This is a genomic window from Thiocapsa sp. (assembly GCF_018399035.1).
In the GTDB taxonomy this organism is placed as follows: domain Bacteria; phylum Pseudomonadota; class Gammaproteobacteria; order Chromatiales; family Chromatiaceae; genus Thiocapsa.
Genome location: NZ_CP073760.1, coordinates 2,754,931 through 2,770,896 on the forward strand (window position 1 = coordinate 2,754,931; position 15,966 = coordinate 2,770,896).

A 15,966-nucleotide genomic window follows, 5' to 3' on the forward strand; every position below is an offset into this window, starting at 1 on the left:
CAAGGCGATTTCCGGGAAAACATCGACCAACCTGTAGGCGACTGAAGTCGCCCCTACCGCCCGCGCCCTCCACCGCCGCCCCCGCCGCCGCCGGACGAGCCACCGCCACCTCCGCCCGAGCTGCTGCCGGGCGGTGTCGCGGAGGACGCAATCTGACGACTCAGGGTCTGGCCGAGCGACCGGCTCATGCGCGAGAGGTCACCGGCGCTGCCGCGGCCTCGATACCAGTGTATGGCGCCGGCGGCGGACGCCGCAGCCGCGGCGCCGACGGCCAGCGTGAACTTGCGGGTCCAGGCCTCTTCGACATCCAGGGCGAGCGCATAGGGCAAGAGCGCTTCGTAGCGTTCGGCATCCAGCATGGGCGGTGCATCGCTGCCCGGTCCCGGGAGCGCCTTCAACTCGTCGCGCTCGGCGACACTCAGGTAGAGCTTCAAACCCTCGATCCGGTCGAGCAGCCGCCGGCCCTCGGTGGTCGGGGCCTTCAGCAGCCAAGCAAAGAGGCCATGGGCACCGACCGCGAGCCCGAACAGGACGAGCATGGCCGGTATCCCGTCTCCGCCCGCGACCATCCAGGCCAACACCCCGTAGAGCACGGAGAAGGCGATTCCCAAGCCGAGCTTGCCGCCGTTGACGAGAAAAAAGCGCGGGCTGTAGAGCTGCGCGAGGCTCTGCGTGTGTCCGCTCTGCGCCGGTCCGACCCGATCCGCCTGCGTGTTGGTCAGCACCAGCTGATCGCCCTTGGCGAAGAGCAGCCGGAGCAGGGTCGCTTGACTCGGCGTGAGTGCGGCCGGGTCGGCGCCGCGCAAACGCTCGAGTCGCCACGCCTCGCGCCAACCGGCCTTTTCCTGATGGATCACCACATGGCCCTTCACGGCCGTCTCGACCAGATCGGCGGCAAAGCAGCGGTGGTCGTAGCCCATCCGACTCAGATAGCGCAGACCCGCGGGCGAATGTCCATCCGGGGGACGGTAGTGCGGAAAGATCGGGCCGGCCTGCGGATCGCGCCCGACGCGCCACCAAGTGGTCCCGTAATAGGCGAGCAGCAGGATGAGCCCGACCAGGGCGACCAGCACCCCACGATTGTCGTACAGCAGCCAGCCGAGACGGCGGGCATCCGTCGGCTCCGCGATCAGACCTTTCGGGAATCCGGCAACGATGGTCAGACCCTCGGCAACACCCAGGGGTCGTGTCGTCGCAAAGCGGATCTCGTCGGGCGCGACGACCTCGGCGACCAGGTCTCGACCGACGGCGCCCTGAGGCCCCGTATAGCCCTCGGCCGTGAGGTCCGCGATCGGGACCTCGGCCGGAAGCCGCACCCTGGCGCTCGCCGCGAGGATCGGAAAGATCCAACCGGTGCCGGTAACGTTCCAGTAGAGCTCGTCGTGCCCCTCGAAGAACCCGAGCTGGCGGGTCGTGCGATAGCGAATGCGGTAAGTGTAGGTCGCCGGAACGGCGAGAAGATCGTCGTTGCCGGTGTTGATCTCCACGCCGTTGGAGACGCGCTCGATAAAGTTGGGCTCCGGCTTGCCGTCGCGCTCCACGCCGAGCAGCTCGAAACCGACCCGGACCTGGTTGCCGAGCCGGTCGCGATAGCGAGTCGGAAACTCGCGCACGATGCCGCGGCGGATCTCGCGGCCCTCGGCGCGAATGGCGATGGTCTCGGTCACCTCGAGGCTGCCGTCGGGCTGAATCGAGAGATCGCTGTGGAAGGAGAGGATCTCCTCGGCGGCACCGGCCTGTGCGCTGACCCCGAGCAGGAGCAGAGGTAGGAGCATGAGGAGCCATCGCCTCCTCGGGGTAAACCATCCCTGAATCCGGGGCAACGCGATGCACCCGGCAACCCGAACGGGAAGGCCCTCGATCATGTCTTGTCCTCGAGTCGCGGTACCGCACGCTCGGACGCGCGGGCCAGATAGAATTCGGCCGATGCAAATCCGAACAGCCGGGCGATCAGCAGGTCCGGCACCTTTTGAATGCCGTCGTTCAACTCGCGCACCGCGCCGTTGTAGAAACGGCGTGCGTATTGGAGATGCTCCTCGACATCGACGAGATCGCGCTGAAGGCGCAGAAAATTCTCGCTCGCCTTGAGATCCGGATAGGCCTCCTCGAGCAGGATCAACCGACCGAGCGACTGCTCGAGTGCCGCCTCCAGGCTCGCCAGCTCGGCGGGACTTTCCGTCTCCACTGCACGGGTGCGCAGCGCCGCGACGGCCGTAAAGAGTGTCTGCTCATGCGCCGCATAACCGCGCACCGCCTCGACCAACATGGGGATCAGGTCGTGACGCCGTGTGAGCTGAACATCGATATCGCTCCAAGCCGCACGGACGCGATTGCGCAGACGCACCAAGCGATTGAAGATCCAGAGACCCCAGACGAGCGGGATCAGCAGGAGTGCCGTGAACCCGTAGACCATGTGCCGAGACTCCTCTCGAGCGATGCCGATGCCGACGATGCGCCGTCCGTAACCGGAATCAGGGCCGACCGGTCGCGCCCAGCTCGAACATCGGCTTGCTCTCGGGACCCACTTCGTGAAGGGCCGGGTTGAGGCGCCGCAGGTCGAGCGTCGGCTTGACCTTGAGCGACAACAGCGACGGATCCAGGTATTTTTTCATCAGACGTCGCGCCTTGCCCAAGTCGCGCGTCCCGCGCAGGGTCCGTACCTGATTCAAGGCCACCTGTGTGGGCTGAGTCCCGCCGTTGCGGCGGTAATAGGTGATCACCGCCTCGGTATAGTTGAGCGTCTCGAGATAGGTCACCTGGCTGTTGGTACGATCGACCACGCCTTCGCCGGCGTTGTAGGCCATGATGACCCGACCGTAGTCGTTGTTGTATTTGCGCAGGAGACGCTTGAGGTGACGTGTGCCGGTGTCGAGGTTGATCTTGGGGTCGAAGAGATCGGCGAGCGAGGTGACCCCGTAGTCCGCCGCCGTCGGCGGCATCAACTGCATCAGCCCGACCGCGCCTGCGCGGGAAACCGCGTGGGCGTTGTAGTTCGATTCCGCCGCGACCACCGCGCGCACCAATTCCTCCTCGACCCCATGTCGCCGAGCGACCGCCGGGATCATGGCGATGACCTCCGCACGGCTCGGACGCGGTCCGTTCGGCGCCACCGGCTTGGCGGGAGCGGCCTTGGCGGGCTTGAGGGTGTCGGCCTCGATCTTGGCTGACTCCGTCCGGGCCTGCGGCGTCTCGGCGCCCTCCGTCGAGGTCGATTTACCGGCCAGACTGGCCCAAGAGACGAGCGGCCAAAAGGCCAGCGCCAGAAACGCCAGGCGTCGGACCCGCTGTCGATCGGCACCGAAGGATGTCATGACCCCTCCACCACTGAGGTTGGCAAGGTGGCGCCCGTCGAACCGGAGTGCGCGACCCGGAACGCATGACCCGCAGGACGGAGCCGGTGTACCAGCAGGGGCTCCAGAAGATCCGCCACCTCCGCAATGCCGGTCGGCTCCACGGCAGGCGGTCGATCGGCGGTGCGCAACGCATGGATGGCCTCGGCGAGGTGTCCCGCCAGAAGATCCTCCCGCGTGATCTCGCGCGTCGGCATCCGCTCTGCCAGCCAGGGTATCAGGGCGGCTTCCTCCGGCCAATCGCCGCGCTTGACATAGAGGACGGGGATTCGGTTGACGGCGGCCTCGGCATAGCTGCCGTAGCCGGGCTTGCACAGCATGAGATCGCAGGAGGACATGACGTCGTCCGGCACCCGCAGCCCCAGCGAAGAAATCCCGGTCGCATCGCGCCTCTGACCGCCGGGAAGATCTTGAGCCAACCAATGGACTTGGTCCTGCTCGGGCCACATCGCGAGCGGATCGAACCCCTCGAATCCACCGAATTGAATCAGGGCGAAGGGGCGATCGGGGGGCACGCCGCAGCGTGCGCGCAACGCATCCCGACGATCCGGATAACGGCTCGCGATGGGGCCGACATCGATCGCATTCGGCAGCCAGGACATGGGCATCGAGGGGGCCGGTCGGATGAAAAGCTCGGCCGCGGCATAGACCGCCCGCATCCGCGCCATCACAGATGCGGGGACCTGATCGGCCACCGGACTCTCGCGCAGGATGTCGTACCAGTTGAGCGAGCACAGCGCCACCGCCGGGATGCCCGCCCGCCGCGCCGCATCGAGCGGCAGCCAGGGCACATCGGCCAAGACCAGGTCAGGCGCCGCACGGCGCAACAGTGAGGTCTCGCGCTCGAGTCGCCGTTCGTAGTCGGCCTCGAAATCCGCATATCGGATCAGGCTTTCCGACCAGCGGGTGCCGAGCGGGCCGTCCATGAGCAGGCCGATATCCGTCGCCTCCTGGATCTGCGTAAACCCGGGCGGCAGTCGGCTGCGCGCCAAGCCCGGATCGATGTCGCTCTGCAGGGTGATCCGCAGACCGGGGAAACGCCGCGCCAGCTCATGGACGACCGGCGCCACCTGCGCCAGATGCCCGTACCCGTGGGCGGTCACGGCAAGGAAAAGATGGGACATGTAAGCGCCTCCGGTTCGCTTCGGGCTCGCGTCAGGACTCGACGTGCTCGGACGCCGCGGCGGGGCGGCCGAGCCGCTGCCCGAGTCGAACCTTGCAGCCCGGCGCGAGCGTCTCGTCCAGCTGCACCCTGCCCGGCTCGAAGAGCAGGATCACGGTCGAGCCCAGATTGAAGCGGCCCATCTCGGCGCCGCGTTCGAGCCGGACCGATCCGGCTCCGGTGCCCGTATTCGCGCCCCGACTCCGGTCTCGTGCAGGCGTGACCTCGCCGGCCCAGACGGTCTCGATCCCGCCGACGAAGATGGCCCCGACCAGGACCATCGCCATTGCGCCGACATCGGTCTCGAATCGGCACGCTACCCGCTCGTTGCGGGCGAACAGCCGCGGCACCAGATCCGCAGTGACGTTGTTCACGCTGAACAGCCGTCCCGGGATGTGGTGCATCCAGGCGAGATCGCCGCCGAGCGGCATGTGGATCCGGTGGTAATCGCTCGGCGCAAGATAGATGGTCGCGAAGGTACCGCCGTCGAAGACCCGTGCCCGCTCGGGGTCTCCCCCGAGGAGCTCCTCGACGCTGTAATCCCGACCTTTCGCCTGGATCACACGGCCCGCGGTGATCCGACCGCTCTGACTGATCGTGCCGTCGACGGGGCTCACCACCGCCAGCGCGTCCGGATCGAGCGGCCGCGCATCGGGTCTCAGCGCGCGGGTAAAAAAGGCGTTGAAATGCACATAGGTCTTCGCGTTCGGCGCCGCTGCCTCGGTCATATCGATCCTGTAGAGACGCAGGACGGTCGCGATGAGCAGATCCTTGAGCGGACGCCACCGAACGCGCGCCAGCCGATACATGAGGGCCGACAAGAGGTGCTGGGGAAGAAGGTGCTGAAGGGCGACGAAGAGTCGCGCTCCCAAGCCCCGGACGGGTTCCGTCATGGTGTCTCCGGCAATAAGAGGTCCGAGCCGGCGTGGATGGCCTTCAGATCTTCGGCCATTTGCGCGCCGTCTTGGGTCTCGGGAAGGAAGGCAAGCACATATCCGCCCGGTGCAACGACGAAGATCGCCGGTGTCTCCGCGCCGCCGAGGCCGATATCGGCGCGAAGACGCTCGATCTGCTCGGCCTCGCCGCCGAGTATCTTCAGCGCAGGCAAAAGACCGGCGAAATCCCGGGAAACGGTGGAATCATCCCCGGTGGTGACGAGGACCAAGCGCAGTTGTTTGCGCAAGGGGCGCTCGTCGGCCACCCGGTTGTAGACATCGATCAGACGCTGGACGGCAAGTTGTCCGGAGGCGCGCGACAGATCGCCGAAGGCGAGCAGGGTCCAGCCTTGCGAGAGATCCTGTTGGCCGAACGGATTACCGAGGGCCTCCCGGAGCTCGAATTCCGGCAGGCTCGCAGGCGGTCGGATCAGCAACCCGCCGATCACCGGCGGTGCAGCGCTGCGAGGCTGGTACTGATTCCCCCACTGGTAGGCCAGGACGAACAGCGAGATGGCAGCGAGGATCAGGGCCAGGCGGATCCAGAGAGGGTGTCGGTTCCGCAGGAACATCTCAGGTGATCGCCTCGGGTGCATACGCCGGATCGGCGTCGGTCGACACGGGTTTCGCATCGATCGGGGAAGGGCCCGGGCCGCATCGCGCGGACCGGCACGGCAGCGAGTGGACATCCCGGCGCTGCGACCCCACTCTCCCCGGTAACCACGAACGCGTCAATCCGACCACCTCGCCGAGAGGAACGCTTCCGGCAGGGCGGACAAGCGCCGTAGAGTGGGCAAGCGCAGCGCAGTCCACCAGCACCAGCGCCGGACTCCGTAGCCTTCGCCCTCGCTCGCCCACCCAACCGGCGGCTCTCGTGAGCAAGGCATTCGGGCGGGGCGTCACGGATAGCGTCATGATCGGGATGGGAGCGGAACCGAGTCGCGGTCGGGGTCGCGCACCATCACGATGCGGACCCGAGGGTGGGGTCAGTATAAAGGTCGCCTCGCCCGAGGCTCAAGCCAATGCCGCCCATGATCAATCCGATCGTCGAGCGGATCGCCGAAACCGAATCACACGAGGTCACTATGGGACGTAAAATCGAGAAGACCGATCTCGAATGGCGCGAAGCCTTGACGCCCGAACAATATCGCGTCTGTCGGGAAAAAGGCACCGAGCCGGCCTTCACGGGGCAATATCACGCAGCCAAAGAGCCGGGCCTCTACCGCTGCACCTGCTGCGGCGAGCCGCTGTTCAGTGCGAGCGAGAAATTCGATTCCGGCTCGGGCTGGCCGAGCTTTTGGCAGCCGACCGCGCCGGATGCCGTCGCGACCGAGGACGACGTCAGTTACGGGATGCGCCGCACCGAGGTCGTTTGCAACAGCTGCGGCGCCCATCTCGGGCATGTCTTTCCGGACGGGCCGAGACCGACAGGGCTCAGATACTGCATCAACTCGGTCTCCTTGGCGTTCGAGCCCGAAGCCTGATCGCCTCGACGCCATCAGCGCGGGCTGATCGAGTCGACGGCCGTGCCCCAAGTGATCCGTCGTCTTCGACAATTGGGTTTCCAACGATCTCGCGGGGTCCGGCCGCGAAGGCCGGATCACCTGAAAGCAACGCCATAAGCGCACCAGCGAAGGCCGCGCCCGACAAGCGGCCTATCCCCCGTCGCCGACTCGGCGAGTCTCGGCTGGCCATCCGGTCAGCGCTCGCCCGTCGTGTCGTCCTGCGCAGACCCGCTCGCCGGCGACGTCTCCGAGGCTGCTCCATCGGCGGCTGCCTCGGGATCGCCCGTGCTGCCCGGATCGATCGGAGTCAGCATCTCCGGAATCATTTCGCCTCCGTTCGAGCCGGGACCGGTGCCGAGCATGCCGGCCTTCGCGCTCTTGCCCGGAAACTCGAAGCGCATCTCCGGCCAGATCGCGAGCCCCTTCGCCGCCGACACCGTCCCGCCGGTCGCCTCGTTCATGGCGGTCCCGCTCAGCGCGGTGCGCACGATCATGTCGCTCTGCCCGGTGATCCCGGCGAGCCGGCCGGTTCCGCCCGTGAGCATGAAGGTACCCTTACAGGAGCCGGGCTCGCCGTTGCAGGTGAACTCGGCGTAGACCGAATCACCGGTCGGGCTCTCGATGGTGCAGAAGCCGTGGCTCTCGAGTCGGTTGCTCAGGACATGGATGATCTGGGTCGAGGGACAGGTGAAGAGCGCCGCATCCAAGAGGCCTTCGCCGTGCTCGATGTACATGATGCCCTCGAAGGTGCCGATGAACTGGAGCTTGTCGACGGCGATCTGAAAAAGCTGACCGTTCGCTTCCCAGGGTGCAAGAATTTTGGCGGTGCCCTGCTCCGCAACGGCGGTCTGGGTCAACGGCAGGGCCAAGGCGACGAGCAGGGTCATTTGGATCGGTCTGAACATGGTGTCTCCGGAATGCGTTGATCGAGCTCGCCCGAACTGTCCCGCCAGTTTAACAGTCCGGATCGGGCCTTGGCTCTGCTAACATCGGGCCTTGGCGATCGATGTCGAGCGGGAGGCGAAGCGGCGTGCGGATGATGTATTTGACGGCATTGAGCGAGGTTTGGCGATGACCCCCGGCACGACCTCCGAGACCTTGCTGCTGGGCTGGCGTGAATGGATCGCCCTACCGGAGTTGGGGTTGAGCCTCGTCAAGGCCAAGGTCGACACCGGGGCGCGCACCTCGACCCTCCATGCCTGCTATGTCGACGGCTTCCATCGGGGCCGCGAGCGTTATGTTCGCTTCGGCGTGCATCCGCTGCAGAAGCGCACCGATGTGGTGCTCCACGGCGAGGCGTTGGTCATCGACCAACGGCGTGTCACGGACTCGGGTGGCCACCGCGAGGATCGCTACATCATCCGCAGCCGGCTCATGCTGGCCGGACAGGATTGGCCGATCGAGATCACCCTGACCAATCGCGAGACCATGCTGTTTCGGATGTTGCTCGGTCGCACCGCGCTTGCCGGCCGGGCCCGAGTCGATCCGGCGTGCTCCTTTCTGACCGGGCGGGTGGCCCGGCCCCGGGAGCACTACGACTGACGCGCTCAGGTCGGTAGCCGGTCGGTCGGCGTCTCTCCCATCGCTTCCCAATCGAAACGCGGCAGGTGATCGAAGACGCCGCGGATGCCCTCGTTCCAGCTGCGCGAGAGCGTGCGCAACGCCGTTGAATCGGCAGTCAGCTTGAGCCGATGCGTCAGCATCAGGCTGTCCTTGGCATAGATGGCGACCTCGAACGGCGGACCGACCGTCATGTTCGAGCGCGAGGTCGCATCCAAAGAGACGACGCACAGGCGCGCTCCGTTCTCCAACGACAGCCCGGGCTCCGCGATGCGATCCAATGCCGGCTTGCCATATTTGGTCTCGCCGATCTGCAGGTAGGGCGTTTGGGGCGAGGCCGCGAAGTAGTTGCCCTGCGGGTAGATCAGATAAAGACCGTGTGGCTGACCGGCAATCTGACCCCCGAGAATCAGCGTGGTCTCGGCGCTGACGCCGCTCTGACGCAGTGCCGGGGAATGATCGCGCTGCACTCCCACGCTGACCCGCCCGACGTAATCCGCCGCCTCGAAGAGATAACGCGCGCTCAAGAGGTCGATCCGGGATCGCTCGCGGTCTTGATCGCCGAGGATCCGTGAATCGCGCGGCTGGTCGAGATCACGTCGGATGCGGTTCAGCACCTCCTGCGTGGTCGCCAGGTTGCCCGCGGACATGAGGATGAAGATACGGTCCTGCGCAGGTTGGAAGACGTGCAGCTTGCTGAAGGTGGTGACATAGTCGACGCCGGCGTTGGTGCGGGAGTCGGCGGCCATCACAAGACCCTCGTCGAGGGCGAGTCCGAGGCAGTAGGTCATGATGATCGTGTCTGTATGGTCGATGTCGGGTGGTCGCGCGGCCGCGATCGGTTGCGTGGGTTTAGTACCCCGTTCCACCTTATTTTGCATGCTCGCCTCGGCACCGCGTGAGCGGATAGACGTCGCAGCCCTTGTCCAGCATACTCCGAGCATGAGGTTTCGAGGTCGGTCCCCTATTGATCGGCATCGCAAATCGTTCCGGCCGAGCCATCCCCGACACCTGGTCTGCGAGTGAGTAGCATGAGTATCGATTGGAATGCCTACCCCTCAGAGGGTTTCTACGACGAGCTGGTCGCCGGCAACGGGCATCGGGCAATCGCCGGCCTGCTTGCCGATCTCGAAGCACTCGGCCCCGAGGAGCTGGTGGCCCGCCAGGAAGCCGCCGATGTCTCGATCAAGGAGATGGGGATCACCTTCACCGTCTATTCGGAGGAAGGCGGCGCCATCGACCGGACCTGGCCCTTCGACATCATCCCGCGGATCATTGCACAGTCCGAGTGGGAGCGCGTGGACGCGGGACTGCGCCAGCGCGTACAGGCCCTGAACCTCTTCATCGACGACCTCTACCATGATCAAAAGGTCATCAAGGACGGCGTCTTCCCGGCCGAGGTCCTCGCCAACTCGGTGAACTTTCGCCCGCAGTGCGTCGGTGTCGACCCGCCCTTGGGGATCTGGGCGCATATCTGCGGCTCGGATCTGGTGCGCGACGCGGACGGGACCCTCTACGTCCTGGAGGACAACCTGCGTGTCCCTTCCGGCGTCTCCTATATGCTGGAGAATCGCCTGGTCACCAAACGCGTGCTGCCCGAGCTGTTCGAGCACTACGCGCCGCTGCCGGTCGACGATTATCCCTCGGAGCTCTTCGACACCCTGGCGGCACTCTCGCCGCGCCCCGCGGACTATCCCGCGGTGGTGGTGCTGACCCCGGGCATCTACAACTCGGCCTATTTCGAGCACTCCTATCTGGCACAGCAGATGGGCTGCGAGCTGGTCGAAGGGCGCGATCTGTTCGTCGACAAGGACGACTGCGTCTACATGCGCACCGTCGACGGGCTCGCCCGCGTCGATGTCGTCTATCGCCGCATCGACGACCTCTTCCTCGATCCCGAGGCATTCCTGCCGGACTCCGCGCTCGGCGTGCCCGGACTCATGCGGGCCTGGAAGGCGGGCAACGTCGCCTTGGCCAATGCGCCCGGCGCCGGGGTTGCGGACGACAAGGTCGTCTATGCCTTCGTGCCCGAGCTGATCCGCTATTATCTCGACGCCGATCCGATCATCCCGAACGTCCCCACCTACCGCTGCATGGAGGCGGACGCCTTGGCCTATACGCTCGAGAACATGGAACGGATGGTGGTGAAGCCCGCCAACGAGTCCGGCGGCTACGGCATGCTGGTGGGGCCCGCATCGACCAAGGCCGAGCGCGAGCACTTCGCCGAGCTGATCAAGAAGGATCCCCGCAACTACATCGCCCAGCCGGCGCTGAAGCTCTCGACCGTGCCGACCATCATCGGCAAGAAGCTCGAGCCGCGTCATGTGGATCTGCGTCCCTTCATCCTCTCGGCGGACCGCCAGCAGGTCACCATGGGCGGGCTGACACGGGTGGCGATGCGCAAAGGGTCGTTGGTCGTGAACTCGTCCCAGGGCGGAGGAAGCAAAGACACCTGGATCGTGCCCGAGCCGCCGCAGGCCGACGAATGAGCGGCCGAGCCGTCGGCAAGGACCGAAGCGAATCCAATCGAGCATAGGGGTCGGAACACATGCTCTCGCGTGTTGCAGAAAACATCTACTGGATGGCCCGCTATGTCGAGCGGGCCGAGAATACCGCCCGTATCGTGACGGTCAACGCCAATCTCCTGCTCGACCTGCCGAAAGGCATTGCGCCCGGCTGGCGCCCCTTGGTCGACATCACGGGCGCGAACCCGCTCTTCGAAGAGCACTACAAAGACTACAGCGAACGCCACGTCGTGCGTTTTCTCCTCGCCGACGAGCGTAATTCGGGATCGGTCCTGGCGGCCCTGGTGGCGGCACGCGAGAACTGTCGCACCATTCGCGACTTCGTCCCGCGCGAGGTCTGGGAGCTGCTCAACGAGATCTATCTCTTCGCCCGCGAGGACCTACCCAAGGGGATGACGAAGGGCGGCCGGCACGCCTATCTGAAGCGGGTGATCCAAGGCGCCCAAAACATCAACGGCCTGCTCTCCGGGACCATGCTGCACGACCAAGGCTATGATTTCCTGCACCTCGGGCGCTTTATGGAACGTGCGGACATGACGACACGCATCATCGACGTGCGCTCGGCCAATCTGCTGCCCGAGGAGGCGACCGAGCTGCGACCCTTCGAGACCATTCAATGGGTCAGCGTGCTGAAATCCATGACGGCCTACCAGGCCTATCGGCGCAGCGAGCAGATTCGCGTCCTGCGTGGACCTGTGTTGCGCTTTCTCTTTCAAAACCAGTCGTTCCCGCGCTCGGTCGTGCATTGCATCGAAGCACTGCGGACCAGTCTTTCGAAGCTGCCGCGCAACGAATCCGCCTTGCGCGTGGCGGGACGGCTCAAGCGTAATCTCGAAGGGACCGAGCCGCGTCGCCTCAATCAGCAACAACTGCATGCCTTTATCGACGACCTTCAGGTCGGGATCGGCGATCTGCACGAGGAGCTTGCACGGACCTGGTTCCCGCCGCCTCCGGAGACGCAGACCCAATCGCAAACGCAGGACTGAAGCTGACTCGAAGTGAACGTAGGATGGGTAGAGCGCAGCGAAACCCATCCTCCAAACTCCGGCGCCCCGGCACTGCTCCCTCCGCAGCGAAACCCATCCTCCAAACTCCGGCGCCCCGGCCACCTGCCCAGCCAAACGCATCCCCTCAAACCCCTGCGCCTCCCGGCCGGGCACCCGACACCCTCCACCCAACCGCCTCCCGAGCACGCAAATCGAAAATCCATCAGGTCTCGAATGGACGCCTCGGGGAAAACCCTGCACCATGAAAGCTCCTTCTCGCCGAACCGGGAGCCAACGGTGACCCTAGACCCTCCGTCGATCGTGGATGCCTATCTCGCCGCCCAATTGGCACGGGACTACGAGACGATGCGCGGCCTTCTCGCCGACACCGGGTTTTGCTATCGCAGTCCGATTGCGAGCTTCGATCGAGCGGATGACTTCATCCAGTACGCCACCCTCTCGAGCGGCATCATCCTCGACAGAGAGATCCGCAAGGTCTTTGTGGACGGCAACGATATTTGCCATTTCATGACCTATCGGATCCAGATCTCCGAGAAGCTTGCCGTCGAGGCCGCGCAATGGTCGCGGGTGCACGAGGGCCGGATCCAAAGGATCGAGGCGATCTTCGACGCATCGGTCTATCGCGAGCTCTTTCCGAGCGACGAGTCCGCTCCCTGAGCCTCCCTCAGTCCGCTACGGGCAACCAGCGGGCCAGGGTCTCGCGCAGCTCGGCGAGCTTGACCGGCTTGGCGAGGTAGTCGTCCATCCCTGCCTCCAGACAGGCATCCCGATCCCTGGCCATCGCGTTGGCGGTCATGGCGATGACGGGGGTGTGCGGAAGGCCTTCGCGATGCTCGCGCTCCCGCCATTGCCGCGTTGCCCCGAGGCCGTCGAGCACCGGCATCTGCACGTCCATCAGTACGGCGTCGAAGCGCTCGCGCGCGAGTCGTTCGATCGCCTCGGCGCCGTTCTGAACCAGGTTCGGCTCGAGGCCGAGTCGCATCAGCATCCCGATCGCCACCTGTTGGTTCACCGGATTGTCTTCGGCCAGCAACACGCGCCCCTTGAAGGGCCGATCGAGCATCGGTGCCGCGCCGTCGGCCGGCTCGGCCTTATCGGGCAGAGGCTCGAGCGGCAGTCGGATGCGGAACCGAGAACCCCGGCCGAAGGAGCTCTCGACCGCGATGTCGCCGCCCATCAGCGCAACCAGATCCTTGCTGATCGCGAGACCGAGACCGGTACCACCAAAACGCCGCGTCGTGGAGCCGTCCGCCTGGACGAAGGGTGTGAAGAGACGCTCGAGCTGCTCGGGCGTCATACCGATCCCGGTGTCGGAGATCTCGAAGCAGAATCGGCTGCGCTCGCCCTCCTCCCCGCAAACATCGACACGCAGCGCAACCTCGCCCGAGAGCGAGAACTTCACCGCATTGCCCAAGATGTTGGTGAGAATCTGGCGCAAACGGTGGGGATCGCCCAGGACACGAGCGGGCAGTCCCGGCGGAACGAAGCACACCAGCGCGAGCTCTTTGCTGCGCGCGCTCGCCGTAAAGAGGCCGGCGACATCCTCGACGAGGCGGCGCAGATCGAAGGGGATGCGCTCGAGATCGAGTCGCCCGGCCTCGATCTTGGAGAAATCCAAGATGTCGTTGATGACGTTGAGCAGACTCTCGGCGGAGGTGTGCGCCACCTCGACCAGCCCCTTCTGCTCCGCACTCAGGCGCTCGTGCGAGAGCATCTCCAGCAAGCCGAGCACACCATTCATGGGCGTACGGATCTCGTGGCTCATGTTGGCGACGAACTGACCTTTGGCGATGCTCGCCGATTCGGCCTGCTCCTTGGCGATCACCAGGGCCGCCTCGGTCGCGCGCCGCTCCTCGATCTCGCGCTCCAGATCCCGGTTCAATGCGGCGATCCGCTCCTTTTCCTGCGTCAAACTAGCGATCAGATCGAGGTTGACGTGCCCCAGCTCGAGCGCATGGCGCAGGGTGCGATGGTAGCGACGCGCATTCAGCCACATGAAGACGGCGAACAGCAGGATCAGCGCGAGAAAGGTATAGGCAAGCTCGTCGCCGATCACGATCATCCGCAGCGCGAAGGGCACGAGCGCACCGAGCATGTACGACAGATAGGCCACCAGGCAGGCGCTCAAGCTCGGGATCGCTCCGGCGACCATCCCGGAGATCACGAAGCCGAGAAAGACCTGATAGGTCAACACATGGCCGGGGAGCAGGAAGACCGAGATCCCCCAGGCGAGTCCCGTCGCGGCGGCACCCAACACGAAGCGACGGGTCCACTCGGTGGACGAGCGGGTCTCGCCGGCCCGCCGATAACACATCATCAGGAGCCCGCGGGCGATCAGGATCATGAGAAGCGCGGCGAACCAGACCCAGGCCCCGGCCGGGGACGAAACCAGGCTCATCGCGGCTGCCACCAGCAGGGCATTGGCCGCGGTGATGACGAGACTGGCGGGAAGGTGCTCGAACAGCAGACGCGTGAGATCCGCCTCGATCCGTGCATCCGTCGCGGGGGGATGCGGCATACCGTTGCCACGCTGCGGCATGATCGATCAACCTTGCCCGGAGTCGACGAACGCAGCCGCAGACGCGGAGGTGTCGAGTGCATGGGCCAGGTCACGCCAGGTCATGCCGCAGAGCGCCGCATCGATCGCCTGATCGATCCCCGTCTCGATCCGTCCGATCTCGCCGTCCGGGAGGGTTCCTTGGCAGCCGCTCTCGCGCTCTTCGAAACAGCGCACCGCATCGAGGATCGCTTTGACCGAGATGCTGTCCGTTGCGCGCGCCGGGACGAAGGTCGGCGAATCGCCGGCGGTGCGAATCAGAAACCCCGACTCCTCGAGAACGCCCAACATCCGATCGGCATTGGTCTTGGGAACCCCGAGGGTCCGCGCAAGCTCCTCGCTGCTCCAAGGCGGCCCGCCCGACTCGTAGCGCAGAGCCACTTGCCCGGCAAGAATCAAGGCGAGACGTTCTCGCTGTCGATTGCTCAACTGCAGATCGCGCGAGCGGATCCTCAGATACTCGGGGTGTTGGTGATAGAAGGCGATGCTTGCACCGATCAGCAGGATCAACCAGGCAATGTAGATCCAGATCATGAAGAGGATCAGGATCGCCAGACTCGAATAGACCGCCATCAGGCGCGTCGAGCTGGCCATGACATAGGAAAACATCCCGCCGATGAGCTCCCAAAGCAGCCCGGCGATCAGCGCCCCGACAACCGCCGAAATGATGTGAACACGCGTGTTGGGAACGAAGACGTAGAAGAAGGCAAACGTCAGCGAAATCATCATGTAGGGCCCGAGCTGCCCCAACGCATGCCAGACATGCCCGAACGGCTTTGCCTCGATGATCGCTTGAACGAAGGCGTTCCCGCCGAGCGAGGCCGAGAGCCCGACCGCCGAGAAGAAGAGCACGGGGCCGACGAGGATGACGCTCAAGTATTTGCTGAAACGCTGCGCAAAGGAGCGTTGCGTGGAGACGCGCCAGGTGAAGTTGAAGACCTGCTCGATCTTTTGAACCAACGAGATGACGGTGTAGATCAGCAACGCGAGTCCGACCGACCCCAGAACGCCCACCCGCATGTTGTCGACGAAGCCGATGATCTGGGTGGTGATCTCCACACCGCCCTCCCCGAGCGGGGCGAGCACGTTCAGGAGCAGAGGCTCCAATTGATTGTGGACGCCGAACCCCTTCAAGACCGAGAAGGTCACCGCCAGCAGGGGCACCAGGGCCAAGATGGTCGTGTAGACCAGACTCATGGCCTGAAGGGAAAGATAGCCTTGTGTCAGATCGCGGGTCAGCGCGTAAATCAAACGCCCGAGCCAGATCGGAAGGGCTTGCCAAGGCGGCAACTCGTCGAGCCGACGACTCCAAAGCAGCGCGTCGATGCGCTCGGACACGGGCATGGCGTGGTTCATGTGCGCTCT

At 65.1% G+C, this 15,966-nt stretch carries 15 protein-coding genes; 5 read left to right on the forward strand and 10 right to left on the reverse strand.

Going from position 1 to position 15,966, the window contains the following annotated elements; all coding sequences use genetic code 11:
• Positions 1–53: 53 nt before the first annotated feature.
• The 6 genes from KFB96_RS12465 to KFB96_RS12490 all read right to left on the reverse strand — a co-directional run bounded on the left by KFB96_RS12465 (position 54) and on the right by KFB96_RS12490 (position 6,019).
• The gene (locus tag KFB96_RS12465; protein ID WP_213458124.1) at positions 54–1,775 is read right to left on the reverse strand and encodes a DUF2207 domain-containing protein; all 1,722 of its coding nucleotides are present in this window, start codon (positions 1,773–1,775) and stop codon (positions 54–56) included.
• An 86-nt stretch (positions 1,776–1,861) separates the two neighbouring features.
• Positions 1,862–2,413 carry a LemA family protein gene (locus tag KFB96_RS12470; protein WP_213458123.1) on the reverse strand — a complete coding sequence of 184 codons (552 nt, stop codon included), beginning with the start codon at positions 2,411–2,413 and terminating at the stop codon, positions 1,862–1,864.
• Positions 2,414–2,471: 58 nt separating this feature from the next.
• The gene (locus tag KFB96_RS12475; protein ID WP_213458122.1) at positions 2,472–3,311 is read right to left on the reverse strand and encodes a lytic transglycosylase domain-containing protein; all 840 of its coding nucleotides are present in this window, start codon (positions 3,309–3,311) and stop codon (positions 2,472–2,474) included.
• A complete protein-coding gene (locus KFB96_RS12480) occupies positions 3,308–4,474 on the reverse strand; it encodes a hypothetical protein (protein WP_213458121.1) in 1,167 nt (388 codons plus the stop codon). The genes KFB96_RS12475 and KFB96_RS12480 overlap by 4 nt, the downstream gene beginning before the upstream one ends.
• A gap of 31 nt (positions 4,475–4,505) precedes the next feature.
• Complete coding sequence (gene asd / locus KFB96_RS12485) at positions 4,506–5,405, reverse strand: archaetidylserine decarboxylase (protein WP_213458120.1); 900 nt, start codon at positions 5,403–5,405, stop codon at positions 4,506–4,508.
• On the reverse strand, positions 5,402–6,019 hold the full coding sequence (locus tag KFB96_RS12490) for a hypothetical protein (RefSeq protein WP_213458119.1): 618 nt from the start codon (positions 6,017–6,019) through the stop codon (positions 5,402–5,404). Before KFB96_RS12490 ends, asd begins: the two co-directional genes overlap by 4 nt.
• A 513-nt stretch (positions 6,020–6,532) precedes the next feature.
• On the opposite strand from KFB96_RS12490, the gene msrB reads away from it, so the two are divergent.
• Positions 6,533–6,931, forward strand: a complete 399-nt coding sequence (gene msrB, locus KFB96_RS12495) for a peptide-methionine (R)-S-oxide reductase MsrB (RefSeq protein ID WP_213458254.1) — start codon at positions 6,533–6,535, stop codon at positions 6,929–6,931.
• A gap of 215 nt (positions 6,932–7,146) precedes the next feature.
• Here msrB and KFB96_RS12500 read toward each other — a convergent pair whose 3' ends face one another.
• Positions 7,147–7,857, reverse strand: coding sequence for a hypothetical protein (locus KFB96_RS12500; RefSeq protein ID WP_300971658.1), 711 nt, complete (start codon positions 7,855–7,857; stop codon positions 7,147–7,149).
• 166 nt (positions 7,858–8,023) lie between these two features.
• Here KFB96_RS12500 and KFB96_RS12505 point away from each other — a divergent pair, with 166 nt between their 5' ends.
• The gene (locus KFB96_RS12505; RefSeq protein ID WP_213458118.1) at positions 8,024–8,494 is read left to right on the forward strand and encodes an ATP-dependent zinc protease; all 471 of its coding nucleotides are present in this window, start codon (positions 8,024–8,026) and stop codon (positions 8,492–8,494) included.
• A gap of 5 nt (positions 8,495–8,499) precedes the next feature.
• Here the strand turns inward: KFB96_RS12505 and KFB96_RS12510 are convergent, their stop codons facing one another.
• The gene (locus KFB96_RS12510; protein WP_213458253.1) at positions 8,500–9,303 is read right to left on the reverse strand and encodes a 20S proteasome subunit A/B; all 804 of its coding nucleotides are present in this window, start codon (positions 9,301–9,303) and stop codon (positions 8,500–8,502) included.
• A 240-nt stretch (positions 9,304–9,543) separates the two neighbouring features.
• Between KFB96_RS12510 and KFB96_RS12515 the strand changes: the two genes are divergently transcribed.
• The 3 genes from KFB96_RS12515 to KFB96_RS12525 all read left to right on the forward strand — a co-directional run bounded on the left by KFB96_RS12515 (position 9,544) and on the right by KFB96_RS12525 (position 12,701).
• A complete protein-coding gene (locus KFB96_RS12515) occupies positions 9,544–11,001 on the forward strand; it encodes a circularly permuted type 2 ATP-grasp protein (protein ID WP_213458117.1) in 1,458 nt (485 codons plus the stop codon).
• Positions 11,002–11,060: 59 nt separating this feature from the next.
• Positions 11,061–12,023, forward strand: coding sequence for an alpha-E domain-containing protein (locus KFB96_RS12520; protein ID WP_213458116.1), 963 nt, complete (start codon positions 11,061–11,063; stop codon positions 12,021–12,023).
• A gap of 297 nt (positions 12,024–12,320) precedes the next feature.
• Positions 12,321–12,701 carry a hypothetical protein gene (locus tag KFB96_RS12525; protein ID WP_213458115.1) on the forward strand — a complete coding sequence of 127 codons (381 nt, stop codon included), beginning with the start codon at positions 12,321–12,323 and terminating at the stop codon, positions 12,699–12,701.
• A gap of 7 nt (positions 12,702–12,708) precedes the next feature.
• Here KFB96_RS12525 and KFB96_RS12530 read toward each other — a convergent pair whose 3' ends face one another.
• Both KFB96_RS12530 and KFB96_RS12535 read right to left on the reverse strand, forming a co-directional pair.
• On the reverse strand, positions 12,709–14,562 hold the full coding sequence (locus KFB96_RS12530) for an ATP-binding protein (protein ID WP_300971661.1): 1,854 nt from the start codon (positions 14,560–14,562) through the stop codon (positions 12,709–12,711).
• A gap of 27 nt (positions 14,563–14,589) precedes the next feature.
• Entirely contained in the window at positions 14,590–15,957 is a 1,368-nt protein-coding gene (locus tag KFB96_RS12535; RefSeq protein ID WP_213458113.1) for a YhjD/YihY/BrkB family envelope integrity protein, read from the reverse strand.
• Positions 15,958–15,966: the final 9 nt, after the last annotated feature.